The organism is Psychrobacter pygoscelis (genome assembly GCF_004335015.1).
Classification (GTDB): domain Bacteria; phylum Pseudomonadota; class Gammaproteobacteria; order Pseudomonadales; family Moraxellaceae; genus Psychrobacter; species Psychrobacter pygoscelis.
The window spans coordinates 437,211-463,958 of record NZ_RQRU01000002.1 but is presented as its reverse complement, the minus strand read 5'-3'; the positions used below and the strand labels follow the sequence as shown (position 1 = coordinate 463,958).

Sequence of the window (26,748 nt, the reverse complement as noted above, 5' to 3'; positions counted from 1 at the left end):
TTAGACTCAGTGTACGAAAGCTGATGGGCACTTTAAATTATATAATGCTGATATCTACTTTCTATTTTAGTCATAAGAGATCTATTTTAATCATAAGCGAGTCATACTAAAAGTCGTTTAGCAAAACTTTAAGGTGCCTTACTTTAAAAGTCCTTTATTATTTAAGCTATTAATCTTGTCACTTAAGCCATCATGGTTGACCAATTAGTTTGGCAACTCACTTTTATGCTGGCTTGTTAGCTTATCTATGACTGTAAATTATGCGAATGCTAGTTTTGATTGTAAAGGATAGAGTTGTTTAGTTGCTATCCATTTTAGTAATGATGAAGTGAAAGAATGTATCAGTAACCGCTGAGAGAGAGTTATTTTCTGAGTCATCACTATCTGCATTAGCTTGGCTTTGATATTGTAGCAATAACCGTAATGCTGATGAGGATGCTGTGGTTTGGTGACGATTGGCTTGCTGCTGGCAAAAAGCCGCAATGTCTGCTCTTGAGTTTGGGTCGGTAGCGATGACATATAGCGCTTCACCAACATTGACCTCTCTTAATGCTACTTTGGTCTTTAGTAGCGGCATGGGGCAGGCCAGTCCCCGACCATCAACGACAGCCACAATAGGGATGCCTTGGGTGCTCTTTGCTTTATCGTCTGATGCTTGAGCTAAGCACAGCGGTGCCTGCGTTAAAAATGACTGGATGACTTCTCGCTCATGGTCTGAGAGGGTTTCTGCCAACTCAAAAACAGGAAGGGTAGACGTGTCATCTGTCTTAGATAGTGAATTGAAAGTGGACATATAATGAACCTAGTATTACAGAACGTCGCAAAAGAATCGTTGGTAAAAAGAGTAAGAAATTTTGTACATTAAAGTGAATGAGCAGATAAAGTCGAGTCGTCTAATAATCTACAAAAAGTGTAAATAGTGACGGGTCAATAATAAGGTAAAAAGACAATAATGCAAAAAGACTATCAGCCGACCAATAGTACTTCTTAATAGACACTATCATATAATAATTCTAAAGAAAGACAATGTAAGATGGACTGACACAGCGCTTGATAATAAACTTCTAGTTGGTATGCAAAAAGCGTAAGCGCTTGTCATAATTTTTAGCACAACTATCTCTAGCAAAGTTCTTTACAGGGTATTTCATAGGGGCATTATTACTCTAACGTCACCCATTGGCATCATTATGGTCAGTCGTATTGACCCCTTCTAGACAACCTCGTATAGTCATTATGTCCTCGTCGACACAATCTTTAGTTAAGTAAAAGCCTTTGAAATAAAGGTAGCTACAGATGGCATAAAGGCCAATTTTGTCTCAACAGTCCGCATAAACCAATATAGCCTATTAGATGATAGCCCGTGGCAATAGACCAATATGATAAAAACAACCAGTGACCTTCGTAGATTTAGTAGCCATGTTAATATCGGGCTTAAAACCGACTTTACTGACTGTGCTATCGATTTGGGCTATCAGATTAGCTGTGCTCCGCTACGTTGTGTCGCGTTAGGCGTCAGTATAGCGCTCAGTGCCACTACAGTATCAGCGGCTGTCACAGCAGAGCCCTCTATTTCAGCAGATAGCTATCTGACGACAACCCCATCGGCACTAGGCAGTACCCGCTATAACCCCAATACTTCGGGTAATTCTGCATTTCGGGTACCAGATCTCAGTCGGCAGGGAGTCAGCTTTGCTGACCAGTATCAAAACCGCTTGATAGGCGAATGGTCATTACAGCGCTTAAATGGTCAGGTGGCGACCCTCGAAGACCCATGGGTGCAATCAGTGATTCAAGATATGACGTGGCGATTAAACGCTCAAGTACGTCAGCAAGCGCCTTTAGCGCTAGTACTTATCAATGATCCGGCTATTAATGCTTTTGCTATTCCTGGCGGCGTGATTGGTCTTAATTCAGGCACCATTACTGCTGCTAAAAGTATGGATGAGATCGCCAGTGTGCTGGCCCATGAAGTCGCTCACTTAAGCCAGCGCCACTATGAGCACAGTGATGAAGCACGGCGAAAAGCACTACTGCTACAGCTAGGAGGGCTGCTTGCAGCGATAGCGGCTTCTGGAGCAGACGGAGATGCGGCTACCGCCATTATGATGGGCAGTCAAACCGCAGCGTTAGACAGTCAGATGGCCTTTAGCCGCGACAACGAGCGTGAAGCAGACCGCGTCGGTATGCAGATTATGACCCAAGCTGGGTTTGACCCTAAGGCCATGCCAAGGTTCTTTGCCACTTTAAATGCCCACAGTCAGCTCAATCAAACGGCTAACGGCTTCCTACCAAGCTTTGTACGCTCTCACCCGTTGAGCGCTGAGCGTCTTAGTGAAGCACAAAGTAGAGCGCAGCAGTATCCCACTACGGGGCTGACGGCGCAATCACAAAAGCAAGCACAATTTGACTTGCTATATTGGCGCGTTCAGTTTTTGACTAATCAGGCCAACGAGCAAGCACTCAAAACGGCAGCGACGAAAAGCTCTGGCGCTGCTTTGGCACTCATTAGCTGGTACGCCAAGCAGCAACGCTTTGATGAAGCGAAGTCTGAACTTGCAGCTTTGCAGCAGCAACCTGCAAGCCAACAGGCTGCCCTTGAGCCACTATTATCGATTACTCGGAGTGAGCTTGTTCGAGCACAAGGTGACTGGCAAGAGGCGGCGAATATTCTTCAGGCTCAGCAGTATCTGTACCCTGAACGCCGCGATCTACGTTTATATTTAGCACAGGTGTTGACGGTATTGGGACAAGCGCAGCGAGCACAAACGCTACTTAAGCCACTAACGCAGTCACAGCCAAGCGATATTCAGGCCTGGCGAGGACTACAGCAGGCCAATGATTATCTGGCTAAGCACACCAGTGATACGTCCTTATCACAGATCGCTACAATCAACGCCCTTCGCTATCGTGGTCAGGTGGAGCTGTGGCAAGGCAGATATGACGACGCGCTTGTATCATTGACTCAAGCCTCGCGCTTAGCGAAACAAGCGTCAAATAAATCTCTGTCAGCGACTGTTAAAAGCGAAATTGATGCTATCAAAGTGGCCAGAGACTTTAAGCCTTAAAGCCAGTTCGATGTATTTAAACTGTGTATTTACATTTTACGTGATGTTTAAACGCGAGCGAGCTTTTGCTAGGTTCTTGTTGCAACCATAACAAAGCTCGCTTTTAGTGCCGCTTTTTGGCTCTCATCTAGTTTTATTACTTTATTAAGGGTAATGAGCCTAACCGACTAGCCTTGCAGCGCTAGCTTCACAAGTTTGGATACCGTAGCAGGATCAGCTTGACCAGTGGTCTTTGCTTTGAGTGCGGCCATGACTTTGCCCATATCTTTCATAGACGTAGCGCCTTGGCTCGCGATTTCTTCATTGACCAATTCGGCCAGTGCTTCGTCACTCATCTGTTGTGGCATAAACTCGTTGATGATGTCGATCTCAAACTGCTCTTTTTGTGCCAGATCATCACGACCATTGTCTGTGAATACCGCTAGTGATTCTTGACGCTGCTTTAGCTGCTTTTGCAGGATTTCTAATACGCCCGTGTCATCAAGCTCAATTTGACGATCTATCTCAATCTGTTTGATAACTGATTGCACATTGCGTAGCACTTTAACTTTCTCAAGCTCACGAGCTTTCATGGCGGTTTTTACGCTTTCCGTTATCGTATTTTTTAATGCGCTCATTACATTTCCTTACCATCATAGAATTAGATTCAATAAAATCGACAAAAATTGTAGCATAAAAAACGCCACTGAAATCATTAGATAACAGTGGCGTTTATATAAGCATTTTGCTAACCACATTAGGTAGCAGATACTTATTGTATAAGAGCCTTAAGACTATCAAGCGTCAATTAAGTCTTGTGTTTATCAAATACAGTAGAGGAAAGGTTTAATCAACAAATTAGAGCTTTAACAATAGCTCCAATAGTGTGGCAAACCGTCGCTCTCTACTATCACATATTTGATAATGTTAAAGCTTATTTAATAAGCTTCAGCCATGATAGGGACTATCAGTCTCTTATTCTAAGAGTATTCAGTATTTCAGCTACTACTAGCTACTAGCGCAAAGACCTAAGGTCAATTGCTTAGTACATACGCGTAGTACGGATTGATTCACGCTGAAGTTTTTTCTTATAACGCTTAACTGCAGCGGCTTTTTTACGCTTGCGCTCTTGCGTTGGTTTTTCGTAAAACTCACGTTTACGAACGTCAGATAAGACGCCTGCTTTTTCACAAGCACGCTTAAAACGGCGGATAGCGATATCAACGGGTTCGTTTTCTTTAACCTTAACTGCAGGCATGAAGACTCCTTATATGGATTGAGACAATATAATGGCATTAGCTTGGCTGTGTGATTAGTATTAGCCGCATGGTCTCAATATTAGCGGCATCAGCTCAAACTAGGAAAATATATAAATCATTGCCCGTCTATAAGATAAACGGCAATCAATAACTTATAGGTAAATGCTAAATATCTATTACTATAGCATAAGGGCGGATATTCTATAATACTAAGCCATTAATGTCAATATTTATGGAAATAATTAATCCACCTATTGATACCAATGAAATGGTTGGTTTTTTAAGCAATTATCTTATTAAGGCATCAATAACGCAGTTAACAAGTAATTAACATAGCGCGATATATTGCCTGAATATAATCAACCAATCGTATTTAAAGCTGTGAGCGCCAATTGAACTGGTAAGTATGTATATCCTTACTAAAATTAAGTCTTTTTAACATTGAATTTTGGGGATATATGCTATGATAACCTTAATATTGATTAAGTATTTTACTGACAAATTTTATTGATTTCATGAGGATAACTGTATGAATAAATCGATTAAAGGTACTCTGCCAAAAGCTATCTTAATGGCTACTGTGTCATTTGGTGCAGTGTTGCTTAGTGCGTGTGGTGGTGAAGGCCATGAAGAAGTTAAAGCGCCAGATAGAGTGGAAGAAGCCGCTGAGTTGGCGCGTGCTAATGCCCCTGAAGCAGAAGTCATTGAATTTGAAACCACGCCTGCGCCGCAAGTTGATACGGCTGATGGAGAAGGAGATGCAGCCGATACAGCTGCGCCAGCTACTGATGCTGAAGCCAACCCTGAAGCGGAAGCAGATGCAGCGGCGGCAGTAAGCCCAACCGACGCTACGACCGATACTGCTGAAGCCGCGACTGCTGATACAGCTAACGCCGCAGATGCCAGTACCACCAACTAGACATTTTCGTTTCGAGGTGCTAGAGACACCCTACTAAGACCATTTAAAGAAACCAATATTGATCGAAAGAAGACTGACAAAGCTTGCTGATTTTGTAGCATCATTATGGCGTTGGCACTTTAATATTACTGCTTTGATATCAGTTTAATATTGGCACTTTAATATGGATGTTTTGATAGGTAGGAGTGGTATGTCGCTAGTCTCGGAACCTTACCAGCAAGGAGCCAACTTATGACCCCCAGCCAATATTATTCCCTAAATCGTCGTAACCGTATTGCCAAGTCCTTATCAGCACTGTTGATTTTGACGGCCGCTACTGGACTTAGTGCTTGTAGCAAAAGCGATGATAGCGCTAGTGTCGAGCCAGCAGCTGAAGCGCCCGCGGCTGAAACGACTATTGTTGAAGAAGCAATACAAGAAGCGCCAGCAGAGGAAACTAGCGCCGAGTCAGTACCTGTGACAGAGCCTGCTGTAGCTGAAGAGGCAATAGCTCAAGACGCTGATGCTGATGGTGTGGCGGTAGAAGAAACGGCTGCCGCTGCTGGTTCTGACACTGAGTTGTCTGCTGATGCGGGTAAAGCGTTATATGAGCGCCAGTGCCAAGCTTGTCATGCCACTGGTCTGCTAGAGGCTCCTAAATTCGGCAATAAAGAAGCTTGGGCGCCGCATATTGCTAAAGGTAAAGAGACGCTATACGAGCACTCAGCGCAAGGTTTTAACAAGATGCCACCTCAAGCTGTCAATGGCGTGAGCGAAGCTGAAGTGCACGCTGCGGTAGACTATATGATTGCTGAGGCAAGCTAAGTCTATACCCTGAATACCTTGTAAATTTGCTACACTACCGTCATTGTCCTCGGCAATGGCGGTTTTTTATAGTCAATCACTCATAGTCCAGCTGTCGTAGCTGCATTTATGGTCATGGGTGGTAACGAGCAGTAACGAGTGATTGAAGGTTGAGCATCACCGACTGGTGATCAATAACTGGCGATTAATGATAAAGAGTTAAGTAGGCAAGATTATGAAAGTATTAGGACTTGAGACCTCATGCGACGAGACAGGACTGGCCATATTTGACAGTGAGCAGATAGACAGCCCAAATCAAGGTTTAGTCGGTCAAGTATTGTATTCACAGATTGAGCTACACGCTACTTATGGTGGTGTCGTCCCTGAGCTGGCCAGTCGTGATCACATTCGCAAATTAGTGCCCTTATTTCATGAGTTACTTGAGCAATGCCAACTCAGTAAGACTGATATTGATGCGATAGCTTATACCAAAGGTCCAGGACTAATCGGCGCACTGATGACAGGCGCGCTATTTGGCCGCAGCTTAGCCTTTGGCCTTGGCATTCCTGCTATCGGCGTGCATCATATGGAAGGTCATTTATTAGCGCCATTGATGGGGGCCAATCCTCCAGACTTTCCCTTCGTGTCGTTACTGGTATCTGGTGGGCATACCATGCTTGTCGCAGCGCGTGGCGTGGGTCAGTATGAGATATTGGGAGAGTCGATAGATGATGCGGCTGGAGAGTGCTTTGATAAAGCCGCTAAGATGCTTGGGCTGCCTTATCCGGGTGGACCAAACATCGCTAAACTGGCTGAGACAGGGGACCCAAACGCTTATGAGCTACCGCGGCCGATGCTCCACAAAGGCCTTGATTTCTCATTTAGTGGGATGAAAACAGCGGTGCACAATCTCATCAAAGATACTGATGGCTCTGACCTAGCAGGAGATAATAGTAATGATCAAGTCCGAGCTGATATTGCTGCTAGCTTTCAACATGCCGTCGTCGATACTTTGGTCAAGAAGTGCGTCAAAGCCCTAAAGCAGACCAACATGCGCCGATTGGTCATCGCTGGCGGCGTTAGCGCTAACACGCACTTGCGTGAGATGTTAACTCGTGAACTGGGCAAAATTCAGGCGACGGTCCATTATGCTCCACCCGCTCTATGTACGGATAATGGGGCAATGATCGCTTATGCCGGTTTTGAGCGGCTTGTCGCTGGGCAAGCAGATGACTTGTCTGTCAGCTGCGTACCAAGGTGGAATATTGATGAGCTACCTGCAGTCAGCGGCAGTGTTGCAATAGCAGAGCAGCGAGGTAATGGATGCAGTGGTTAGCGATTGGTTTAGGAGCGGCTATAGGAGCATGCTTACGAGCTTGGTTATCGCGCTTCAATGCGATCGAGCATTGGATTCCCTTTGGTACTCTTGGGGCGAATGTGCTTGGTGGGCTATTAATCGGCATCGCTATCGTTGTTTTCGAGCGATTTGGTACAAGTTTGTCGCCGCACGTTAGACTGTTTGTCGTTACTGGCTTCTTAGGCGGTCTGACTACGTTTAGCAGCTTCAGTGCTGAGGTATTTGGTATCTTAAATAGCGGTAAACTACTAGCTGGCCTCGTTCTTATTGCTTTGCATGTCTGTTTCACCTTATTTGCTACTGCCGTAGGTTACTATCTGACCAAAGGGTTTTGGTAAGCTACTCCAAGCGCTGCTATTAGAGCAGCACTAAACTTGACCATTGATGCCCTAGAGTCTGGATTTACAAATTAGCCGGTTTTACCAGCCCTTCTAGTAGATTGGCGAAACCCTGCATATACGCCGTATCTTTGCTCGATACTCGCGTGGCGGCATATAGCTGACAATAGATACCATGTCCAAGGGGCCGTGACACTACCCAGCCCTTTTTCTCATATTCTGCCACTACCCAGTCAGGGAGTGCAGCCACACCGCGCTCGCTAGCGACCAGTTGAATCAGCATCGCGGTTAAGTCAGTCGTGCGAATTTGCTTAAAGCTGACCTCAGCGGGGGTCATAAATTTAGCAATAATATCCAGACGTTTAGCTTCGACAGGATAGGCAATCAAAGTCTGATCTGCTAATTGGCTGGGTTGAATCGCGGTGGTTTCTTCAGCAAGTGGATGGGTAGGGGATAGTACCAAGCGGCTTTCGTATTCGAATAGTGGCTGATAGGCGACGCCCTCAAGCTCTAGATTGCTCGCGGTAATCAGCAGATCAATATCACCTTCTAATAGTAGATGATGCGGCTCAGGCTCAAAGCCTGTGGCGAAGTCTAGCTCGACATCTGACCACTCGCGCCGGTATTTATTCAAGATAGGCATTAGCCAATCAAAGCAGCTATGACACTCAGAAGCTAGGCGCAGTCTACCCGCCTGCCCGTGGGCCAGTCGTTTTAGGTTGGCTTTGGTTCGTGTGACTTGCGGTAGGATACTATCTGCAAGCTTCAATACCGCCTTGCCAGCTGGGGTAAACGTTAATGGCCGCGTTCGCCGATTGACGAGACTGACATCATAGTAGTTTTCCAGCTCTTTTAGCTGGTGCGATACCGCGGATGCTGTGACATGAAGCTCATCGGCAGCAGCGGCTAGAGAGCCATGTGCCCTAAGGGCGGTCAAGGTCTTTAAATGGCGAAGTTCTAACATAAAAAAAGCGATCCACCGTCAGGTCGTGAGACTAAAATATAAAATTGAAATAAATTCATTATAATTTAAAAAACGGTGAATGACATTTGAAATTCACCGTTTTTATCGTCTGTTGTTAATAAAATTACAATGCAGCGTTAGACATTGAGATGAGGCTGCTACCAGCTGCTGAGCTTAGTTAGCGTTTACGTAGTAATAATTGTGAAATGACCACCAAAATTAGTGAAGCACCGAGCAGCAGCGTACCGACAGCATTGACTTCAGGCTTGAGTCCGACTCGTACCATCGAGTAGATTCGCAGGGGGAGAATCTCATAACTGGGACCAGTAACAAAGGTCGATACCACGACATCGTCAAGAGACAAAGTGAAGGCCAGTAGCCAACCTGCCATGACAGCGGGGAAGATAACTGGAATCAATACTGTGCGCACCATAGTGGATTCGTTTGCGCCTAAGTCTCGCGCTGCCTCCATCAAGCGCTCATCGAGACTGCTTAGCCGTGCGAAGACCGTAATGACCACGAACGGTAAGCAAAAGGTAATATGGGCGATGAGTAATGAGACAAAGCCAAGCTGCATGCCAACGAGGAGAAACAGCGCCAGTAGGGAGATGGCCAGTACAATCTCAGGTGACATCATCAGTACGAATAATAAGCCATTGAGCAGTCCTTTACCGCGAAAGTCGTAGCGATGTAGCGCTAAGGCAGTCAGGGTACCAATCAGTGTGGATACCGTGGCCGCGGCAAGCCCTAGCCAGATCGAATGCAAAAAGGCATCGACCATAGCCTGATTGTTAAATAATGACTCATACCACTTCAGACTAAAGCCGCCCCAGTTATAGCCAATCTTGGATTTATTGAATGACATCACCACCAAAACGATAATCGGCAGATACAGTAGGGCATAAATCAGGCCAAGATAGCTGCGGCCTAACCAAGCAAAAGAGCGACCAGAGGAGTGACGGGAACTCGTTTTCATTACGCCACCTCATTAAAGTCAGTTTTGCCAATGCGGCGACTACTGGCATGATACGCCCATAATAGCAAAGCCATGGCTAGGGTCAGAAGTACACTAGCAGCTGCGCCAAAAGGCCAGTCTCTAGCATCCAAAAATTGGTTTTTGATGATGTTTCCAACCAGTAGATTGCGCGCACCGCCCAAAATATCGGCCACATAGAACATACCCATGGCGGGTAGCAGTACTAGCAATACGCCCGATATTACCCCAGGTGTGGTCAAGGGCAGTACTACATGCCAGAAGGTCTGTAGCTTAGAGGCTCCTAAGTCTTTGGAAGCAAGCAGCATATCATCACGAAGGTCAGTAAAGACGGCGTAGAGCGGCAATACCATAAAAGGAAACAACAGATAGGTTAAACCAGCGATAACGGCACCTTGGGTGTATAGGATATCGATCGGTTTATCGATGAGTCCTATACTCAATAGTAGCTTGTTAATTAAGCCATTATTGGCGAATAATAGCTTAAGGGCATAAGTGCGTACCAAAGAGTTGGTCCAAAAGGGTAGGATCAGCAGCATCATTAGCAGTGGCTGCCAGCGGGCTTTGGCCTTGGACACTAACCAAGCAAAAGGATAGCCAAATAGCAAGCACAGTATAGTGGTAATCCCTGCCATCCATAGCGAATGTAAAAATACCTCAAGATATAGCGGGTCCACCATTCGCTGATAGCTATCTATCGTAACGGGTAAGCTGATGAAGTCGCTGCTATCGCGGGTCAAAAAGCTGGTGGCGATAACCAGTAGATTGGGCAGTAAGGCGAAGATAATGAGCCAACCCCAGATTAGCCACAGGGTCGCGGTGCGAAAGGGGCTTTTTGCTTGTAATTTACTGCTCATGAGCCGGCACCTTTATAGGTATCAGCCGGCTTAGCAGAGACGTTTAGCGTCTCATGTTCTTCTGGTAGTACCCATTCCCAACCATTTACCCAAGAGACTTTTACAGGCTCGCCCATCTTATAATCAAAGCTTGGGTCATCTTCATCAAAGAATTCAGAAGCCTTGATCATATGGCCGTTATGTAGCTGAATGATTGAGTCAAGAGTACTGCCTTTATAGTTGCTCTCCACCACTTGCCCGAGTAAACCCTGCTGCGACTCATCATCGACGGCATAGATGCGCAAATCTTCGGGACGTAGCAGTAGGTTAACGGTATCGCCTACGGCTATATCATTGGCAAAGGTTGGTCGGCGCAGATTGCGTAACCACCGCTCATTCGCTGAAGTCTCACAGACTTCGACATCAATTCGGCCATTAGTAACCTCACCATTTAGGTCAGGCTTGGTGGGATAGACACCTTTTACTACTGCCTGAAACAGGTTGGTCTCACCGATGAACTTGGCAGTAAATAGATTGGCCGGGGTTTCATAAATCTCAATAGGCGTACCAATTTGCTGAAAGCGGCCGTCTTTCATCACTGCGATACGATCAGACATTGATAGCGCTTCTTCTTGATCATGGGTGACGAAGACGAAGGTAATACCCAGCTCTCGCTGCAGCCGCTTTAGCTCAGACTGCATCTGTAGGCGCAGCTTATAGTCAAGGGCGGATAAAGGCTCGTCTAATAGCAGTATCTTGGGTCGATTAATGACCGCTCGAGCGATGGCGACACGTTGCTGCTGGCCGCCGGATAAGTCTTGGGGCTTCCGATTAGCAAGATGCTCAAGCTGCACCATCTTAAGCGCTTCGCTCACGCGTGAATTAATCTCAGCTTTGGCGACTTTTTTGAGTTTTAAGCCATAAGCGACGTTTTGCGCGACACTCATATGCGGAAATAGCGCATACTGCTGAAACACAGTATTGACGGGACGTTTTTCTGCTGGCAGTCCGGCCATCTGTACACCATCTAAGTGGATTGTACCTTGGGTTGGCTGCTCAAACCCAGCAATCAACCGTAGCAAAGTGGTCTTGCCACAGCCTGAGGGACCAAGCAAAGTCAAAAACTCTCCATGCTTGATATCTAGATTGATATCGCTAAGCACCTCGGTGCTGCCAAAGGCTTTTTTGATACCAGACAGCCGAAGTAAAACGTCCGAATCAGTAGTACTGGCATCAGGGTGCGCGGGACGGGCTGATGGCGGAGTAGATAGAGGAGCAGGGTGCGGGTCAGGCATGAGAGGCAATCCTAATAACGTAGCAGTGCAATAGTAAATAAATGGATAGTAAATCAGCAAAGTATTTGTTGGCGTATTATAACAAAACCGTCCTCACGTTCACGGTACAATTTGTAGAGGCCCTATAGAGAATGCCTATTATTTTGGGTACAATCAGTGCCTAGTAGCCCCGCCACCTAGGTCAATTTAGGGATTTATAGAGGCCTAGCAGAGCGCTTTTTAGCTTACTATTAATATTTTTATCATGACTATTTTTATCAATAATAAGGACACCCCATGCCTCAGTCATCACGCCCTAAGACCGGAGAAGAAGCGCTAGCGATGCTCAAAGAAGGCAATCGCCGCTATGTCGAGAGCTTGACTGACTCTGACCCCTGCATGCAAAAAAGACCTGAGCTTACTCACGATCAAGACCCAGTAGCAATTATTCTGGGCTGCTCAGATGCTCGAGTGCCGGTAGAAATCGTCTTTGATCAAGGGCTTGGAGATTTGTTCGTGATTCGGGTGGCAGGTAATGTCGTTGCCCCCTCACAGATTGGCTCAGTAGAATTTGCCGCCGAGAAATTTGGTACGCAGCTGGTTGTAGTGCTTGGTCACTCGCATTGCGGCGCGGTGACCGCCTGTGTCGAGGCGCTTATCAACCCAGAGCAGTATTATTCACCCAACCTGCAATCTATTGTCGATCGCATTCGCCCTAGTGTGTATAACCTGCATGAGCTTGCTACTGCCTCAGGGCATGATGTGGATGCTGATGAGCTTATCGATCGCTCTATTCGTGCTAATGTCCGCATGTCGGTAAGTCAGCTAAAGCATGGCTCGCGGATTTTAGAAGATATGGTGAGTAGTGGCAAGCTGCTGATCGTTGGCGCAGAATATGATTTGCAGACGGGTAAAGTAAAATTCTTAAACTGCTAATACTATATAGTGGGCTTAAGCCAAGAGCTGATTTAAAGCCAACATTGACTAACAACGGCTAATATTTTTTAATATGGGCCAATTGATCTTGTTCATTCGCAAGGCAATAAGCCTACTTAAGCCACAATTTAAGCGACTGTGCTTGGCTCATAATGGACTTATTGCGGACTAACTAAACTCTTATAACTTATTCATTAAAATAGAAGGTATCTAATGACTCAGCAAGCCAATAATGACATTACTATCGATCAGCCAGCTTCAAGCGTTCAGACGGCTGGTGTTGCCCCCATTGCTAATCAGACTGAGGGCTTTACCTTTAATCATACTATGCTACGAGTAAAAGATCCCAAGCGCTCGCTCGAATTTTATACGGGTATTCTCGGCATGACATTATTGGCCGTCAAGCAGTTTGAAGAGATGGGTTTTGATCTGTATTTCTTAGCCAAACTAACCGATGAAGAGCGTCAGAACCTCCCTGAAGGTGACGACTTAACGATCTATACGTTCCGTCAGCGCGGTATTTTGGAGTTGACTCATAACTATGGTACAGAAGACAAAGAGGGCTTTAGCTACCATGATGGCAATTCAGAGCCACAAGGTTTTGGTCACATTTGCTTTAATGTGCCAGATATGGCAGCGGCTATCGCTTGGTTTGACGCCAATCAGGTCACTTATCAAAAACGTCCTGAAGACGGCAAGATGAAAAACGTCGCCTTCATCAAAGACCCTGATGGCTACTGGATCGAGATTGTCCAAGCAGATCTAATGGCCTAAGCTCTTTATCCGATATTTTTCGACCAATAGGCAGTCTGTCATTGGTCTGCCTATTGCCTGTAGTAGCCATACAGTAACTATAAGATACCTATATAAATTCGTCCTTATTAGTCAGGAGTAATGGCAATATGCCAGCAGAAAGTTTGAAAACTACGGCGGTGCAAAAAGTCTCTGAGTACCAGAGTATGGCATCGGCGGGCAATCAGATTATCGAAGATCTTGTGGCTAGAGTGCCCTATTTTATAGTGGCGCTCGTGGTATTCATGTTCTTTTGGGGCATCTCTGCTATCTTCAAAAAGACGGTATTGAAGTTACTGGGTAACCGCAGTCGCCATGCCAATCTGGTGAAGGTATTTCAGCGTGTCGGCGGTGCACTCATATTGTTTATTGGTTTCATGATAGCCATGGTTATCGCTATTCCTGGCTTTACTCCCGCGAAGCTTATTGGCGCTTTAGGGATAGGGTCCGTTGCCATTGGTTTTGCCTTCAAAGACATCTTCCAAAATCTATTGTCTGGCATCTTACTGCTATTGTCTGAGCCTTTTCGCATTGGCGATCAGATCATATCAGGGGATTTTGAGGGCACGGTAGAGGACATTAAAATTCGTGCCACGACGATCCGTACCTATGATGGCACGCAAGTGGTCATTCCCAACTCGGATCTATATACCTCAGCACTGACGGTTAATACAGCGTATAAGCAGCGTCGCCTACATATTGATGTGGGTATCGGCTATGAGGATGATATTGAGGAGGCCAAAGCGGTTATCTTAACGGCATTAAAAAATACAGAAACGGTGTCGAAACTGGCTGAGCCATCAGTAATTGCTACAGGCTTTGGTGGTTCTAGTATTGACTTGACGGTGCGCTGGTTTATTGATGATGGCAATCAAGCCAACAAGGTGGCCTCGATTCATGAGGTAATAGTAGCGATTAAAGCAGCATTGGACGGCGCTAATATCAATATTCCATTCCCTATTCGAACGCTTGATTTCGGTGATGACTCTGTCGATGCGCTGGTAGATAAAGTTGCAAAAAGAGCCACGCTCAATCTACCAGCTCAGTCTTGAGCCAATCAAATAAGCCAGAAATAATATCCTACACCAATAAAAAGACGCCTATGATTAGGCGTCTTTTTATTTATGATTAAGGGGTTGGTACTGGGAGGTCAGTTTTGAAGGAAAAGTATTTAAAGATAAGTATGGAGAGCCTTAGTCGTCTTTGACCTTGTAGTCAGTATGGCAAGACTTACAAGAGCCACCGACCGCTTTAAACTCAGCTTCAACGTCTGCCACACTGGTTGCATTTTGCGCCGCGGCGTTTAGCTCACTCGCCACCTTTTGCAGATTTTCTGATTCACTGCGAAAGCCATCAGCATCACTCCAAACTGCCTTGGTCGCATGACCGACTGCGCTCTCATCTTCAAAATGTGGCCAAGGATTTTTGGCATCATTGGCCAAGAAGGCCGCTTGTTCTTTAAACACTTCAGGATCAAAGGTATCAGGTGCTTTTACCATATCACCCATGACGCCCATAGCATCACCCCAGTTTTTCATCATATCTTGTCGGGCCTTGACATCAGGGTTGCTTGGTGCGCCGTTACACGCACTTAGTAGTGCTGCGGATATTACCAACGGCAGGGCAAGGCTTTTTTTAGAGGTATTGTTAGAAAGTAGGTCAGTAAAAAATGACATAGGATCTCCTTGTTCTGGGGCTAATAGAGGTTAGACAGTTACCAGTTGAAGGGTAGCTATCTATGCATCTTTGGCTGCATAAACCGGACATTACCAGTAATACATGCGATGTTAAATTGAATCATTGTAAAAAAACAGCTGTCTATTTAGGACTATCTTTCTAAAGGTCAGTATTAAGCTAAGATTATGAAAGCTAATGAGAAGTTAAGTTAATCTCATAAAAATAGCTTAACACTAGACGTATTAAGCTATGGCTGGATAAAAACGCTGGAATAAAACGATTAAAACCAGATAGACTCTGAGTGACCAAGACGGTTAAAAGGCTATGAAAACAGTACCTTGGCGGACAATAACTATTGAACACCCTAGAGCGCTTTAGAGACTGCGCCAATACTCTTGCTAAGTCTTAAGGTGCTAAGCTTAGCCAATCTTGAGGCTTTAAATAAAAGTCGGTCAGCTCAAATTCGGGACTGCCTGGCTCAGGTTCATATCGGTATTGCCAACCGGTCAAAGGGGGTAGGCTAACTAAAATAGACTCGATACGCCCGTTACTTTGTAAGCCAAATAGCGTACCGCGGTCATAGACTAAATTGTACTCAACATAGCGGCCCCGTCGGTACAGTTGGAATTCGCGCTGCGCTTCGGAGTATGGGGTATCACGGCGACGCTCAAAAATAGGAATAATGCCTTTAAGATAGCCATTACCTACGGCTTGCATAAACTCAAAGCAAGTGGCAAAGTCCCAGCCACGGCTGTCGGTATTGACATCATCATAAAACAAACCGCCTACTCCGCGCTGTTCATGACGATGGTGTAGGTGGAAGTACTCATCGCACCACTGTTTAAAATCATCATAGATGGTGTCGCCAAAGGGGGCGCACAGATCATGACAGACCTGATGCCAATGAATACAGTCGGAAAGTACCGGATAAAATGGCGTCAAGTCAAAGCCGCCACCGAACCACCAGATGGGGGTCTCACCTTCCGCCTCAGCGATAAATAATCGGACATTGGCATGGCTGGTGGGAACGTGAGGATTTTTGGGATGGACGACGAGAGATACCCCGAGTGCCTGAGCTTTACGCCCTGCTATGTTGGGATGTCTTGCGGTCGCGGAAGCGGGCAGGTTTTTGACATGGATATGGCTAAACATCACCCCAGCTTTTTCGATAACGTCGCCACCTGCCATGACACAAGAGCGTCCGCCGCCGCCCTCTGGGCGTTGCCAATCGTCAGCAACAAACTTAGTCTGACCACCAGCCGCTGCTTCTTGCGCCTCGAGAGCTTGGCAAATTCGCGATTGTAGATCTAATAAGAAGGCGCGAACTTGGGCAATATGATTGGCAGTCGGCGCTGCATTAGCAGCTATATCTTTAGTTGAAGAGGGTGAGGCACACATAAGTACATCCATACTGAGTGAAAAGGTTTGGTAGCTGGAGTCTGCTAGATACTTATCCTGTTAGCCTGAAAACAATCAGGATTTTGAGAGTAAGTTTATTGCTGTCTATCCGTATAACGTTGTGACGCTCAATAATCGTCTTGACTCGCTAAGGTAACAAATGAAGCTAGTGTGACCAATTAGCGCTTTTTATGAATTAAAGCTCTTCGTTAAATAAATGGCCCATCCGGTCACGCTTGGTCGCAAGATAGCCACTGTTATGATCATTTAAACCAACGAAGAGGGGCACTCGTTCGCTTACTTTGATGCCATGCTTGGTCAAATAAGAGACTTTGTTGGGGTTATTCGTCAGGAGCCGAAGAGTATCGATACCGACATGAGCCAACATAGGGGCGCACATATCATAGACCCTAGCATCCCCAGGCAGTCCGAGCAGCAAATTGGCATCTAAAGTGTCGTGCCCTTGATCTTGTAGCGCATAAGCACGGATTTTATTGGTCAAGCCAATACCGCGGCCTTCTTGACGCAGGTACAATATCGCGCCGCAGCCTGCCTGCTGTATAGCTTTCATAGCTGCATTAAGCTGTGGTCCGCAGTCGCACTTTAGCGAGCCAAAGGCATCTCCGGTTAAGCATTCTGAATGGATCCGAACCAGTGGCGCTTTGCAGGCACTCGCTTGTAGCGGCGCCGCTGATGGCTCAGTCTGCTGTAACGTATCAGCAGCAAGCTTGGTTACAGCTTGTGTCGTAGTATTAGCTTCTGAGGAGTTAGGCGACGTGACAGGCAATCCGACTGTGAGCATTACATGCTCATCACCGGCGTCATTCTCAAAGATATGAATATCGAAGTCGCCATGTTTGGTCGGTAGTTTTGCACTGGTGATAAATTGGTATGACATTCAAGTCCTGACTACAACGATAGAAAAGAAAATTTTTAAGTCCCTAATTATAGTCGACCCACGGTAGATTTGTTATCGAGTCGCTAAAGCGCATTGACGTAACTTTAAGTTAGCATGACTGCTAGCCAATAAATGGACAATAGTGACTCACAAGGTATCAGTTAAATAGGGTTAACTATAGCTCAATTTGCTGATGGTATTTATTGACTGTATTTCATGACTATACATCTATAGTAGCGTGTCAATAATAAGCCATGATTATAAGCCGATAATCCTTATATGGGGACAATCTAGCCAAATCACACAAATTTCACAGTCTTGCCGCGATGAATAAAGCGGCTGATAAAAAAAAATGCTATTATGCCATACTATTTTAATGGACACAGTGACAAGTCATTACCCATTTCTTGAGTTCTATTAATCAAAACTGGGTAATTTATGCAAAGGTCATAGATAATATCTTATAATATTATCTAGGCAGCTTGTCAGTAGATTGGTAGGTAAAGTACGGTTTATGCAGCAGACACCCCGCTCCTTACAGTCTAGGTCATCATTATCATCAACGTATCAAGATGCTGCCATTAACCCGCTTACAACCCAGCATATGCAGCAGGTTTACTCAGAGATACCACGGTCACGGCCAGCAACGCCGTTATTAGATCGTATTGATGCACCTGATGATCTTAAAAGCTTAACTCAGGATCAATTGATTGATCTTGCTGATGAGCTGCGCCTTTTTTTATTGTATTCAGCGGGACAAAGTGGCGGTCATTTTGGGGCCAATTTGGGTGTCGTTGAGCTGACTATCGCCTTGCATTATCTCCTGAACGCACCAAAAGATCAGCTGGTCTGGGATGTGGGTCATCAAGCCTATGCCCATAAAGTATTGACCGGTCGCCGAGATAAATTGGCCACTATTCGAGCCAAAGATGGCTTGACGGCTTTTCCTGAGCGCGCAGAGTCTGATTTTGATACTTTTGGCGTTGGCCACTCCTCCACCGCTATCTCAGCCGGCCTTGGCATTAGTTTGGCGCTGCGACATCTGGGTAAGTCTGAGAAAGTAGCTTGTGTGGTCGGTGATGGGGCGATGACCGGTGGTATGGCATTTGAGGCTATGAATGATGCAGTCCAGCAAAATGCTGATCTGCTCGTCATCCTTAATGATAATGATATGTCGATATCCTGCGCCATCGGCGGCTTCTCACGGCATTTGGCTATGCTTTGGGAGTCAGGCTATCAGGTCGATATTACCGAATCTGGCAAGCCTAAGCTGTGTCTGCGCCCGAACATGCATGACCATGAACGGCGCATGCGCCATCACCAAGAGCGTGATGTGCCGCAAGTCGCGGACAATGTCTTTAAGGCCATTGGCTTTACCTACTTTGGTCCATTTGATGGCCACAACTTACCTGAGTTGCTACGGGTACTCAGCCGAGCCAAAAAAGTCGCTGGACCTGTGCTAGTGCATATTTATACCACTAAGGGCAAAGGCTTTGCCCCTGCGGAGGCCGATCCTGTTGGCTATCACGCTATTGGCAAACTGCCGACCGAGCTGAGTGGCTCTCCCTCTGATAACAAACAAGCAGAAAATACGGAATCGAACCAGACACCGGATAAAACTCCTGCGAAAAAGAAGAAATACTCTCAAGTTTTTGGTGAGTTTTTGTGCGATAAAGCCAATGACGATCCCAATTTATTAGCGATTACTCCAGCGATGGAAGAGGGATCGGGTATGACTGACTTTGCCCGCAGTTTCCCTGAGCGCTTCTTTGATGTGGCAATTGCTGAGCAGCATGCGGTGACATTGGCAGCTGGTATGGCGACCCAAGGCGTGAAGCCAATCGTTGCTATCTACTCTACTTTTTTGCAGCGCGGCTATGATCAGTTAATCCATGATGTGGCTTTGCAAAATCTCGATGTCATGTTCGCTATTGATAGAGCGGGTCTGGTTGGAGAAGATGGCGCGACACATGCTGGGGTCTTTGATTTCGCTTATTTGCGCTGTATACCCAATATGGTAATCGCTGCGCCAAAAGACGAAAATGAATGCTATCAGCTGCTCAATACTTGCTATGAGTATACAGGCTGTACGGCAGTGCGCTATCCACGTGGTACTGGGAGTGGCGCTGCTATTATCAAACCGGCTACTGAGTATTCGGTTGGCCGCGGTGTGATTGAATCAGTTCAGGGTAAGGCACAGGCTGCTATCAAGCTTGCATTACTGGCCTTTGGTGCTATGACAGAGACGGCAAAGCAGGCGGCCAACACCTTGATGACGGAGCGCTCAGACTGCCAAATTACCGTGGTCAATATGCGCTGGGTGAAGCCCCTTGATGCTCAGTTGATCGATGAGTTAATCGCGCAAGGTGTGACTCATATTGCCACATTAGAAGAGCATGCTGTCATGGGCGGCGCTGGCAGTGCTGTCAATGAGTATTTACTCTCACCCTCTGCCACGTATTGGCAAAACAGCTCGGCAAAAAGCACTGCAGCGTGTCGCCGACCAGCAATATTGAATATCGGCATTCCGGATAGATTTATCGCTCATGGTACGCACGAAGAGCAGTTGGCTGACTGTGGTCTAGATGAAGCGGGAATTCTCGCTCAGCTAAAGACCTTTATTCAATAAGATGATCAAAGACGGTTAGCAAGGGTAATTCCACTTGTGTGCCAGCCTTTGGTCATTATTTATGGCTATTATTTTATAGCGGTTTATCTATTAATAGTCATCCCTTATCATTTGATTAACATTTAGCACCAATTACCCAATAATCATTTTCCCAATATCATTCACCCATACTGTTAAATAGGTTATATATGGAACCCATGGTCGTTATGGCAGCACGAGCTGCCGAAAAAGTCGGAACAGAGATCTTAAACGCACATTTGAACCGACATAAGATTGAGCTTGATATCGAGTCAAAGGGCTTGGATGGTCTGGTGACCCGAATTGATCGCTTCAGTGAAGAGCTGACCATTGCTACCCTGAAAAACAGTTATCCCAATCATTCATTTTTGGGTGAAGAATTTGGTATGCAAGAAGGAGTTGGTGAAGATGCAGATTGGTGCTGGGTTATTGACCCTCTAGATGGTACGCAAAATTTCGTTCATGGTGTGCCGCACTTTTGTGTGTCTATCGCCGTTCAGCATAAAGGCGTAACCCAACACGGCGTCGTCTATGATCCAGTTCGTGATGAGATGTTTTCTGCCAGCCGCGGCAAAGGGGCACGGTTAAACCAGCGCCGTATCAGCGTAAGTGAGCGTAAGACCATCGAGGGTGGTTTATTTACGACAGGTCACCCTTTAGAGCGTCAGCGCAGTGGTGAAGTGGTCTCCTATGCTAAGCAGCATTTTGAGACGCTGCAAAAGATCAGTGAGGCGGGTGGACAAGTGCGCCGGCTGGGTTCAGCAGCTCTAGATCTATGCTACGTGGCAGCAGGCCGCTTTGATGGCTATTTTGAGATGGCACTAAAGCCTTGGGACATCGCTGCTGGTGAGCTGATCGTAACAGAAGCTCGCGGTGTGGTCGTCGATCACAAAGGCGCGCATGACGCCATGCAAACGGGTTCAATCTTCGCCTGCAATGTGAAATTACTCAAGCCACTTATGAAGATGGTGGTTCCTGTTTGGGGCGACGCGGTTTAACCGATTCATGCTAACTGAACGGTAGTACTTTTTGAAACTATTATCAAAAAAAAACGGTCTAACAAGACCGTTTTTTTGTGCTAGCTATTGCTGCTTAGCTGTTGAGTTAGCTTGGCTTTAGGTCTACCACTTCTCTCGAAGACCGATGCGCTGCTCTTCACAGATAGTTTCAAAGGCTACCAGCTCATCTTCAATGTGTTGAAGTATGTCTTGAACACTCGGTAGCACCTTGCTACAAGCGGTAATACCGAATTCGATTTTATCTAGATAGCTGGCTAGGGTAATATTGAGTGCTTGACCGTCGAATAAGATTGAGGCAGGGTAGAGGGCCTGTAGCTTTGCGCCATTCCAGTACAGAGGCTTTCTAGTCCCAGGAACGTTAGAGATAACTAGGTTAAAAGCCTGCTTTTTCGGTAATAGCCCGGTGATAAGGTTCAGGCCTTCCCAAGCATAAGCAATGCCACTGTAATTGATAATCTCAGTTTGGTTCATGCGCTTGAAGCGGCGCTTACCATTATTAATACTACGATGGATAATCGCTAGCCTGCGTACAGGGTCATGTAGGTGCGTACCAAGATTAGACAGTAAGAATGAAATCTGATTGCCTGTGGCGCTATTGTCTTCGCGTAATGATACCGGCACAAAAGCAATCAATGGCTTCTCAGGTAGGGCATCGATAGTTAATAGATAGCGACGAAGTCCGCCGCCACAGACGGCAAGTATGACGTCATTTAAGCTGACATTGAGCTGTTTTGCTATACCATCAAAGCGGCTAAAGTCATAAGACTGCGCAGCAATTCGTCTAGATGCTGATATGCGCTGGTTTAAGATACTACTGGGTGCATCAAAAGTACCGATATAATCAGCATCATTACGCTGTAAAAAGCTGTTTTTAAGCTCGCGACTGACGGACTTTAATGAGCCAACTTGGCGTTTTAGAGTATCAAACAAAGAGTCCTTAGGCGGCAATAGGGCGTCCACTTGGTAGCGGTGACGAGTCATCAATGCCCAAATAGGCAAGCTTAAGGTCTCATCGGGAGATTGCGATAATGAGGTTTTGACCAGCCGCATAGCAGCGACACCATCGACCAGCGAGTGATGAATCTTAAAATATAAGGCAAATCGCTCTGGCGCTTCTGGTGACTGTGGCAAAATACCTTCAATGATATGACATTCCCATAGTGGCTTGGCGCGGTCCAGCAAGCGGCCATGCTCTTTGGAGATGTACATGAGCAGCTCGCGGATTCGTGCAGGTTTAGGAAGGGCGATATGACGAAAGTGATGATCAACATCAAAGTCTTCATCCGTCTGCCAAAAAGCTAGCTTTTCAAGGACTTGATTAAATGGAAAGGCTGGCGGTATCGATGAGGTTTGCATCTGACGCACCAGTTGATAGACAAATTCTTTATCGACGTCTTTTGGGAGCTCAAACAAAAACAGCCCTCCCACATGCATGGGCTGTTTTCGTGACTCTAATAATAAAAAGAGCTGGTCGACTGCGGTTAACAATCGCATGAACATTCCTTAAAAATGACCCAAAATGGGTATAAATCTTTCAAATGCTGTTTCTTCTCGTCCTGAGATTGCCTTAATACTTAAGTAAGTGGCAGCATTCCCCTATAACATCCTTGTCTTAGATCAGCCAAACGAGGCTTTTTCTCCATCAATAACCACCAGTATGGATCTAATATAATATGGCTTGTTAAATACAAACACTCATCTATAGCCACTGGCTTTCAAGCTGATACTTTAAGCGAGAGACAGGTATAAAGTCACTAATCAACAAGTCATAAAAGACTCAAGGTGACAACAATGTCCTCAGTAATTCTGGAGCAAGCCTTGAGTCTGTCATTTATAGGTCGTTTATGGATAAGTTATCTTGTTACTGAAAAAAGTAACCTGTTTGCGGCGAGCTGGCTCGAGCCATTTGGCGCATAGGCATCCGGCCTGCAAAATGAGCGGCTCGCCCTGCCAAAATGGCATGTCTCATAGCTTGCGCCATCATAACGGGGTCCTTAGCATAAGCGATAGCTGAGTTCATCAACACCCCATCACAGCCCAGTTCCATAGCAATTGCCGCATCAGAGGCAGTGCCAACACCAGCATCGACCAGTACAGGCACAGAGGCATTATCGATGATCAAGCTAAGCGTATGCCGGTTCAGCAGTCCCAGTCCTGAGCCAATTAAGCTGCCTAAGGGCATGATAGCGACGCAGCCCATACTCTCAAGCTCCTTGGCAACTATGGGGTCGTCAGAGGTATAAACCATGACATCAAAGCCATCGTCAATAAGCGTCCGTGCTGCGCTGAGTGTCTCAGTAATGTTGGGGTATAAGTTATCTTTATCGCCAAGCACCTCAAGCTTGACTAAGTTGTGACCATCCAACAACTCTCTAGCCAATTGACAAGTTCGTACTGCAGTATCGGCATCAAAACAGCCAGCAGTATTGGGCAAGATAGTGTATTTATCGGGTGAAATAACATCAAGTAAGTTTGGCTGATCGGTGTGCTGCCCGATATTGGTGCGCCGAATAGCGACAGTCACGATCTCAGCGCCAGAGGCCTCAATAGCGGCGCCAGTTTCTGTCAGGTCTTTATACTTGCCAGTACCTACGAGTAATCGTGAAGAGAAACTTCGCTGGCCTATCTTTAATACATCGTTAGTCAATGCTGAATCTGCAGATTGAGAGGAGGTGGTTGTATCAGTCATAAATTATTACCATTAAAATGAGTAAAAATAGATAAAGGTAAGCCAATAAACTCTTACAGAACAATAGCTTTATAAAAATGATGAGTAAACCTAAACGACATTCAAGCTGGTATTCTAGCGCTATTTTTCCCTAATAAATCATCTTATTGGTGCTCGGTTACCTTATTAATAAAAATTATTGATAAAGCAGACTATCAGCATAGGTAGTATTACGGCAAAGCATCACGCTATAATCAGCTAATCACTATTTAATTAGGTGCCTGTCAAAGATTGTAGGCTTAAAATTCATTATAACAAATCCTATCCTCTTACTTAGACCGATTACTCATATTAACGAAATCAGCTAATATATGTCGGCTATTAAGATTCTTTTGCTTAAACTGAGCCTTTATTATGTTGTTACTACCCTATAGCTTTTCAAAAAGACACAAACTATTGTCTATTCCTAATGTTGATCCTCAGCAGCCATCAACGTTGGTAATAACCAATGGCACACCACTGCCTGCTATCAATGAGGCGATGCGTTTTTTGAGTGAGCAGGGGATTAGCGAGCAGCCACAATTTGAGAGTGTGAGCGAAGATGAGTTCGAAAAGCGGCTAGCAGCGGCTTATGCGGGCAATACAGGAGAGTCGCAGCACATTGCCGCTGGACTTGAAGACCATCCAGATTTGGTCAGCTTGGCCGATAGTGTGCCCGAAACTGAAGATCTAATGGATCAGCAAGATGACGCGCCGATTATTCGCTTAATTAATGCGCTGTTATCCGAGGCTATACGCTTAAATGCTTCAGATATTCATATTGAGACTTTTGAGAAGCGGCTTGTGGTTCGCTTTCGCGTGGATGGTGAGCTCAAAGAGATTGTCAGCCCTAAGCGCCAGCTAGCACCGCTACTGGTCTCTAGAATCAAGGTTATGGCTAGACTAGATATCGCCGAAAAGCGAGTACCGCAAGATGGCCGAATCAGTCTGCGCCTTGCAGGTCGTGAGGTGGATGTTCGAGTCTCAACCCTGCCCTCAAGCTTTGGTGAGCGAGTGGTGATGCGCCTCCTTGATAAACAGGCGGGCCGGCTGAACATGACTTATCTTGGTTTATCAGACAAAGATTATACTGAGCTTAAGCAGCTCATTCACCGTCCGCATGGCATTATTTTGGTGACAGGGCCGACGGGATCGGGTAAGACTACTACCCTGTATGCGGCGCTTACTGACCTCAATGATCAGACCCGCAATATCTTAACCGCTGAAGACCCTATTGAATTTCAGCTTGATGGGATAGGTCAGACTCAGGTCAATAATAAGGTGGATATGACCTTTGCTAAGAGTCTTCGCGCCATGCTACGCCAAGATCCTGATGTGGTAATGGTCGGTGAGATTCGTGATCTTGAGACTGCCGAAATTGCGGTGCAAGCCTCATTGACTGGGCATCTGGTACTATCCACATTGCACACCAATACTGCCATTGGTGCAGTGACTCGGCTACAGGATATGGGGGTAGAGCCGTTTTTACTCTCATCCTCCCTTATTGGGGTAGTGGCGCAGCGACTGGTACGTACCTTGTGCCCGCACTGTCACTCATGGCAGCCCGCTGATCCTGAGCAGGCCAAGCTATTTAGTGAGATTAACATAAGCACACCGCCGGCAATTCAATTGCCTAAAGCTAAAGGCTGTGAGAAGTGTAATCAGTCAGGATTTAAAGGTCGAACAGCGATTTATGAAGTTGTTCCTGTGGATGATACCTTGCGGCAAATGATCCATAGCAATACCGCTGAGTTTGACTTGGAAGCTTATGCGCGGCAAAAGACCCCGTCAATTCGTGCCGATGGGCTACGAAAAGTACTCGCGGGCAAGACCACACTTGAAGAGGTATTGCGCGTGACCAAAGAGAGCAGCCAAGGTTATGTGGAAAGTCACGAAAGAGTAAGCTGAGATTGTATCATTCAGCTTTTTAATCTTACTTTAGGCAACTTAGGCGCAGCTCTTACAATCTCTGTAGTGATGTATCGAGGGTACGCCCTATAAGCTAGAAAGGCGCTTATCAGTCGCATACCCATGTATAATGCTGCTTAGTGATAATGTCTGGGAGCGACATAGCATCGCACCCACTAAATTAGTGGGTTGGTGGATTATTAATTGGTAATGACGTAGCGGCTATGATGCAGTAGTAGCTGACTGACCTGTCTGGCGTGCCTCAAGCTCTGACTTGGGAATCCACGCCCATATCATCTCGACGCTGATCGGTTCACGATCGCTATCAGACTCTCGATCATCAATGACACAAGGGATGACCATCTCGCCCTTTGGCGTGTCCAAAATATGTTGGCGCTGCTCGTCACTGAGAGTGGCGATAGCCGCTACTTGGCCTTTTTTAAGAGGGCGATAAAAATTCACTTGGTAAGATTTGACCAATAGTACCCGATCGGTAGGTAGGTTTAAGCCTAGGATAAAGCCAGTGGCCGTTTCAGCCAATAAGGTAATAGCGACAGCATGGATAGTGCCAATATGATTCTGTACTGATTTGTCATTATTTAGGCTAACGACTACTTGATTTGGGGTAACGGTCTCGTAATACACGCCTGCCGTTCCTACAAAGGGCACTACTTTGCCAAAGGCCTTAGACAGTACGGAGGATCTGACGCTGGCTGGTAAGTATTTTGTCACGCTTAAAAACTTGGTAAATTGATTGTTTATTGGCTTTAAGTTGCTGGTTGGTGCTGAGTAGGAGGGCGTTTTGGTCTCCGTAAGAGTACTAACAAGTTTCTTGGGTAAATTATTGATGGGCCCTAGCATATGGTCTCCTTTTCGATGCTTTTTATCTACTCATCTACTACAACTATAAGGATCGCTCGTACATTGAGACCTAGTCAAGGGTCGTTAGCAGCTAGGTTCTTATAGAATGATCGGTGAGGTGTACAGTAAAATGATAA

24 protein-coding genes are annotated in these 26,748 nt (G+C 45.9%); 11 read left to right on the top strand and 13 right to left on the bottom strand.

Annotated features, from left to right (window positions below):
* Nucleotides 1-298 precede the first annotated feature (298 nt).
* Nucleotides 299-793 (bottom strand): sulfurtransferase TusA family protein, encoded by a 495-nt coding sequence (locus tag EGV92_RS06700; RefSeq protein ID WP_131668451.1) that lies wholly within the window; start codon nucleotides 791-793, stop codon nucleotides 299-301.
* 583 nt (nucleotides 794-1,376) lie between these two features.
* Here EGV92_RS06700 and EGV92_RS06695 point away from each other — a divergent pair.
* The gene (locus EGV92_RS06695; protein ID WP_131668450.1) at nucleotides 1,377-3,065 is read left to right on the top strand and encodes a M48 family metalloprotease; all 1,689 of its coding nucleotides are present in this window, start codon (nucleotides 1,377-1,379) and stop codon (nucleotides 3,063-3,065) included.
* Nucleotides 3,066-3,232: 167 nt separating this feature from the next.
* Here EGV92_RS06695 and EGV92_RS06690 read toward each other — a convergent pair whose 3' ends face one another.
* Nucleotides 3,233-3,682, bottom strand: coding sequence for a GatB/YqeY domain-containing protein (locus EGV92_RS06690; RefSeq protein WP_131668449.1), 450 nt, complete (start codon nucleotides 3,680-3,682; stop codon nucleotides 3,233-3,235).
* Between the two features lie 404 nt (nucleotides 3,683-4,086).
* Nucleotides 4,087-4,302, bottom strand: coding sequence for a 30S ribosomal protein S21 (rpsU, locus tag EGV92_RS06685; protein WP_131668448.1), 216 nt, complete (start codon nucleotides 4,300-4,302; stop codon nucleotides 4,087-4,089).
* A 530-nt stretch (nucleotides 4,303-4,832) separates the two neighbouring features.
* Here rpsU and EGV92_RS06680 point away from each other — a divergent pair.
* The 4 genes from EGV92_RS06680 (at nucleotide 4,833) to crcB (ending at nucleotide 7,700) form a co-directional block, all read left to right on the top strand.
* Nucleotides 4,833-5,222, top strand: a complete 390-nt coding sequence (locus EGV92_RS06680; RefSeq protein ID WP_131668447.1) for a hypothetical protein — start codon at nucleotides 4,833-4,835, stop codon at nucleotides 5,220-5,222.
* Nucleotides 5,223-5,453: 231 nt separating this feature from the next.
* Complete coding sequence (locus EGV92_RS06675) at nucleotides 5,454-6,026, top strand: c-type cytochrome (protein ID WP_131668446.1); 573 nt, start codon at nucleotides 5,454-5,456, stop codon at nucleotides 6,024-6,026.
* A gap of 214 nt (nucleotides 6,027-6,240) precedes the next feature.
* Nucleotides 6,241-7,341, top strand: coding sequence for a tRNA (adenosine(37)-N6)-threonylcarbamoyltransferase complex transferase subunit TsaD (gene tsaD / locus EGV92_RS06670; protein ID WP_131668445.1), 1,101 nt, complete (start codon nucleotides 6,241-6,243; stop codon nucleotides 7,339-7,341).
* Nucleotides 7,329-7,700, top strand: coding sequence for a fluoride efflux transporter CrcB (gene crcB / locus EGV92_RS06665; protein WP_131668444.1), 372 nt, complete (start codon nucleotides 7,329-7,331; stop codon nucleotides 7,698-7,700). The genes tsaD and crcB overlap by 13 nt, the downstream gene beginning before the upstream one ends.
* Nucleotides 7,701-7,764: 64 nt before the next feature.
* Here the strand turns inward: crcB and EGV92_RS06660 are convergent, their stop codons facing one another.
* The 4 genes from EGV92_RS06660 to potA all read right to left on the bottom strand — a co-directional run bounded on the left by EGV92_RS06660 (nucleotide 7,765) and on the right by potA (nucleotide 11,789).
* A complete protein-coding gene (locus EGV92_RS06660) occupies nucleotides 7,765-8,664 on the bottom strand; it encodes a LysR family transcriptional regulator (protein ID WP_131668443.1) in 900 nt (299 codons plus the stop codon).
* A gap of 178 nt (nucleotides 8,665-8,842) precedes the next feature.
* Nucleotides 8,843-9,640, bottom strand: coding sequence for a spermidine/putrescine ABC transporter permease PotC (gene potC / locus EGV92_RS06655; RefSeq protein WP_131668442.1), 798 nt, complete (start codon nucleotides 9,638-9,640; stop codon nucleotides 8,843-8,845).
* A complete protein-coding gene (gene potB, locus EGV92_RS06650; RefSeq protein WP_131668441.1) occupies nucleotides 9,640-10,515 on the bottom strand; it encodes a spermidine/putrescine ABC transporter permease PotB in 876 nt (291 codons plus the stop codon). Before potB ends, potC begins: the two co-directional genes overlap by 1 nt.
* Nucleotides 10,512-11,789, bottom strand: a complete 1,278-nt coding sequence (gene potA, locus EGV92_RS06645) for a spermidine/putrescine ABC transporter ATP-binding protein PotA (RefSeq protein ID WP_131668440.1) — start codon at nucleotides 11,787-11,789, stop codon at nucleotides 10,512-10,514. Before potA ends, potB begins: the two co-directional genes overlap by 4 nt.
* Nucleotides 11,790-12,065: 276 nt before the next feature.
* Here potA and EGV92_RS06640 point away from each other — a divergent pair, with 276 nt between their 5' ends.
* The 3 genes from EGV92_RS06640 to EGV92_RS06630 all read left to right on the top strand — a co-directional run bounded on the left by EGV92_RS06640 (nucleotide 12,066) and on the right by EGV92_RS06630 (nucleotide 14,548).
* Nucleotides 12,066-12,704, top strand: a complete 639-nt coding sequence (locus EGV92_RS06640) for a carbonic anhydrase (RefSeq protein ID WP_131668439.1) — start codon at nucleotides 12,066-12,068, stop codon at nucleotides 12,702-12,704.
* Between the two features lie 213 nt (nucleotides 12,705-12,917).
* The gene (gene gloA, locus EGV92_RS06635; RefSeq protein WP_131668438.1) at nucleotides 12,918-13,478 is read left to right on the top strand and encodes a lactoylglutathione lyase; all 561 of its coding nucleotides are present in this window, start codon (nucleotides 12,918-12,920) and stop codon (nucleotides 13,476-13,478) included.
* Nucleotides 13,479-13,606: 128 nt separating this feature from the next.
* Nucleotides 13,607-14,548: a mechanosensitive ion channel family protein gene (locus EGV92_RS06630; RefSeq protein WP_131668437.1), complete on the top strand. Its 942-nt coding sequence runs from the start codon at nucleotides 13,607-13,609 to the stop codon at nucleotides 14,546-14,548.
* A gap of 141 nt (nucleotides 14,549-14,689) precedes the next feature.
* Here the strand turns inward: EGV92_RS06630 and EGV92_RS06625 are convergent, their stop codons facing one another.
* From EGV92_RS06625 to ribA, 3 genes are all read right to left on the bottom strand, one after another.
* Nucleotides 14,690-15,172, bottom strand: coding sequence for a c-type cytochrome (locus EGV92_RS06625; protein WP_131668436.1), 483 nt, complete (start codon nucleotides 15,170-15,172; stop codon nucleotides 14,690-14,692).
* 406 nt (nucleotides 15,173-15,578) lie between these two features.
* Nucleotides 15,579-16,571 carry an oxygen-dependent coproporphyrinogen oxidase gene (gene hemF / locus EGV92_RS06620; RefSeq protein ID WP_207401749.1) on the bottom strand — a complete coding sequence of 331 codons (993 nt, stop codon included), beginning with the start codon at nucleotides 16,569-16,571 and terminating at the stop codon, nucleotides 15,579-15,581.
* A 196-nt stretch (nucleotides 16,572-16,767) separates the two neighbouring features.
* The gene (gene ribA / locus EGV92_RS06615) at nucleotides 16,768-17,469 is read right to left on the bottom strand and encodes a GTP cyclohydrolase II (RefSeq protein WP_131668434.1); all 702 of its coding nucleotides are present in this window, start codon (nucleotides 17,467-17,469) and stop codon (nucleotides 16,768-16,770) included.
* 514 nt (nucleotides 17,470-17,983) lie between these two features.
* Between ribA and dxs the strand changes: the two genes are divergently transcribed.
* Nucleotides 17,984-20,098, top strand: a complete 2,115-nt coding sequence (dxs, locus tag EGV92_RS06610; protein ID WP_131668433.1) for a 1-deoxy-D-xylulose-5-phosphate synthase — start codon at nucleotides 17,984-17,986, stop codon at nucleotides 20,096-20,098.
* A gap of 188 nt (nucleotides 20,099-20,286) precedes the next feature.
* On the top strand, nucleotides 20,287-21,114 hold the full coding sequence (locus EGV92_RS06605; protein ID WP_131668432.1) for an inositol monophosphatase family protein: 828 nt from the start codon (nucleotides 20,287-20,289) through the stop codon (nucleotides 21,112-21,114).
* 123 nt (nucleotides 21,115-21,237) lie between these two features.
* Here the strand turns inward: EGV92_RS06605 and EGV92_RS06600 are convergent, their stop codons facing one another.
* Nucleotides 21,238-22,629, bottom strand: coding sequence for a WS/DGAT/MGAT family O-acyltransferase (locus tag EGV92_RS06600; protein WP_131668431.1), 1,392 nt, complete (start codon nucleotides 22,627-22,629; stop codon nucleotides 21,238-21,240).
* A gap of 367 nt (nucleotides 22,630-22,996) precedes the next feature.
* Complete coding sequence (locus tag EGV92_RS06595; protein ID WP_131668430.1) at nucleotides 22,997-23,824, bottom strand: thiazole synthase; 828 nt, start codon at nucleotides 23,822-23,824, stop codon at nucleotides 22,997-22,999.
* Nucleotides 23,825-24,217: 393 nt separating this feature from the next.
* Here EGV92_RS06595 and gspE point away from each other — a divergent pair, with 393 nt between their 5' ends.
* Complete coding sequence (gene gspE, locus EGV92_RS06590; protein WP_131668429.1) at nucleotides 24,218-25,750, top strand: type II secretion system ATPase GspE; 1,533 nt, start codon at nucleotides 24,218-24,220, stop codon at nucleotides 25,748-25,750.
* Nucleotides 25,751-25,972: 222 nt separating this feature from the next.
* Here gspE and EGV92_RS06585 read toward each other — a convergent pair whose 3' ends face one another.
* Entirely contained in the window at nucleotides 25,973-26,611 is a 639-nt protein-coding gene (locus tag EGV92_RS06585; protein ID WP_131668428.1) for a DUF4442 domain-containing protein, read from the bottom strand.
* Nucleotides 26,612-26,748: the final 137 nt, after the last annotated feature.

Bases quoted from the DNA above. Each gene is read 5' to 3' on its own strand.
- EGV92_RS06700 (WP_131668451.1), bottom strand. From the start codon at position 793: ATGTCCACTTTCAATTCACTATCTAAGACAGATGACACGTCTACCCTT.
- EGV92_RS06695 (WP_131668450.1), top strand. From the start codon at position 1,377: ATGATAAAAACAACCAGTGACCTTCGTAGATTTAGTAGCCATGTTAAT.
- EGV92_RS06690 (WP_131668449.1), bottom strand. From the start codon at position 3,682: ATGAGCGCATTAAAAAATACGATAACGGAAAGCGTAAAAACCGCCATG.
- rpsU (WP_131668448.1), bottom strand. From the start codon at position 4,302: ATGCCTGCAGTTAAGGTTAAAGAAAACGAACCCGTTGATATCGCTATC.
- EGV92_RS06680 (WP_131668447.1), top strand. From the start codon at position 4,833: ATGAATAAATCGATTAAAGGTACTCTGCCAAAAGCTATCTTAATGGCT.
- EGV92_RS06675 (WP_131668446.1), top strand. From the start codon at position 5,454: ATGACCCCCAGCCAATATTATTCCCTAAATCGTCGTAACCGTATTGCC.
- tsaD (WP_131668445.1), top strand. From the start codon at position 6,241: ATGAAAGTATTAGGACTTGAGACCTCATGCGACGAGACAGGACTGGCC.
- crcB (WP_131668444.1), top strand. From the start codon at position 7,329: ATGCAGTGGTTAGCGATTGGTTTAGGAGCGGCTATAGGAGCATGCTTA.
- EGV92_RS06660 (WP_131668443.1), bottom strand. From the start codon at position 8,664: ATGTTAGAACTTCGCCATTTAAAGACCTTGACCGCCCTTAGGGCACAT.
- potC (WP_131668442.1), bottom strand. From the start codon at position 9,640: ATGAAAACGAGTTCCCGTCACTCCTCTGGTCGCTCTTTTGCTTGGTTA.
- potB (WP_131668441.1), bottom strand. From the start codon at position 10,515: ATGAGCAGTAAATTACAAGCAAAAAGCCCCTTTCGCACCGCGACCCTG.
- potA (WP_131668440.1), bottom strand. From the start codon at position 11,789: ATGCCTGACCCGCACCCTGCTCCTCTATCTACTCCGCCATCAGCCCGT.
- EGV92_RS06640 (WP_131668439.1), top strand. From the start codon at position 12,066: ATGCCTCAGTCATCACGCCCTAAGACCGGAGAAGAAGCGCTAGCGATG.
- gloA (WP_131668438.1), top strand. From the start codon at position 12,918: ATGACTCAGCAAGCCAATAATGACATTACTATCGATCAGCCAGCTTCA.
- EGV92_RS06630 (WP_131668437.1), top strand. From the start codon at position 13,607: ATGCCAGCAGAAAGTTTGAAAACTACGGCGGTGCAAAAAGTCTCTGAG.
- EGV92_RS06625 (WP_131668436.1), bottom strand. From the start codon at position 15,172: ATGTCATTTTTTACTGACCTACTTTCTAACAATACCTCTAAAAAAAGC.
- hemF (WP_207401749.1), bottom strand. From the start codon at position 16,571: ATGTGTGCCTCACCCTCTTCAACTAAAGATATAGCTGCTAATGCAGCG.
- ribA (WP_131668434.1), bottom strand. From the start codon at position 17,469: ATGTCATACCAATTTATCACCAGTGCAAAACTACCGACCAAACATGGC.
- dxs (WP_131668433.1), top strand. From the start codon at position 17,984: ATGCAGCAGACACCCCGCTCCTTACAGTCTAGGTCATCATTATCATCA.
- EGV92_RS06605 (WP_131668432.1), top strand. From the start codon at position 20,287: ATGGAACCCATGGTCGTTATGGCAGCACGAGCTGCCGAAAAAGTCGGA.
- EGV92_RS06600 (WP_131668431.1), bottom strand. From the start codon at position 22,629: ATGCGATTGTTAACCGCAGTCGACCAGCTCTTTTTATTATTAGAGTCA.
- EGV92_RS06595 (WP_131668430.1), bottom strand. From the start codon at position 23,824: ATGACTGATACAACCACCTCCTCTCAATCTGCAGATTCAGCATTGACT.
- gspE (WP_131668429.1), top strand. From the start codon at position 24,218: ATGTTGTTACTACCCTATAGCTTTTCAAAAAGACACAAACTATTGTCT.
- EGV92_RS06585 (WP_131668428.1), bottom strand. From the start codon at position 26,611: ATGCTAGGGCCCATCAATAATTTACCCAAGAAACTTGTTAGTACTCTT.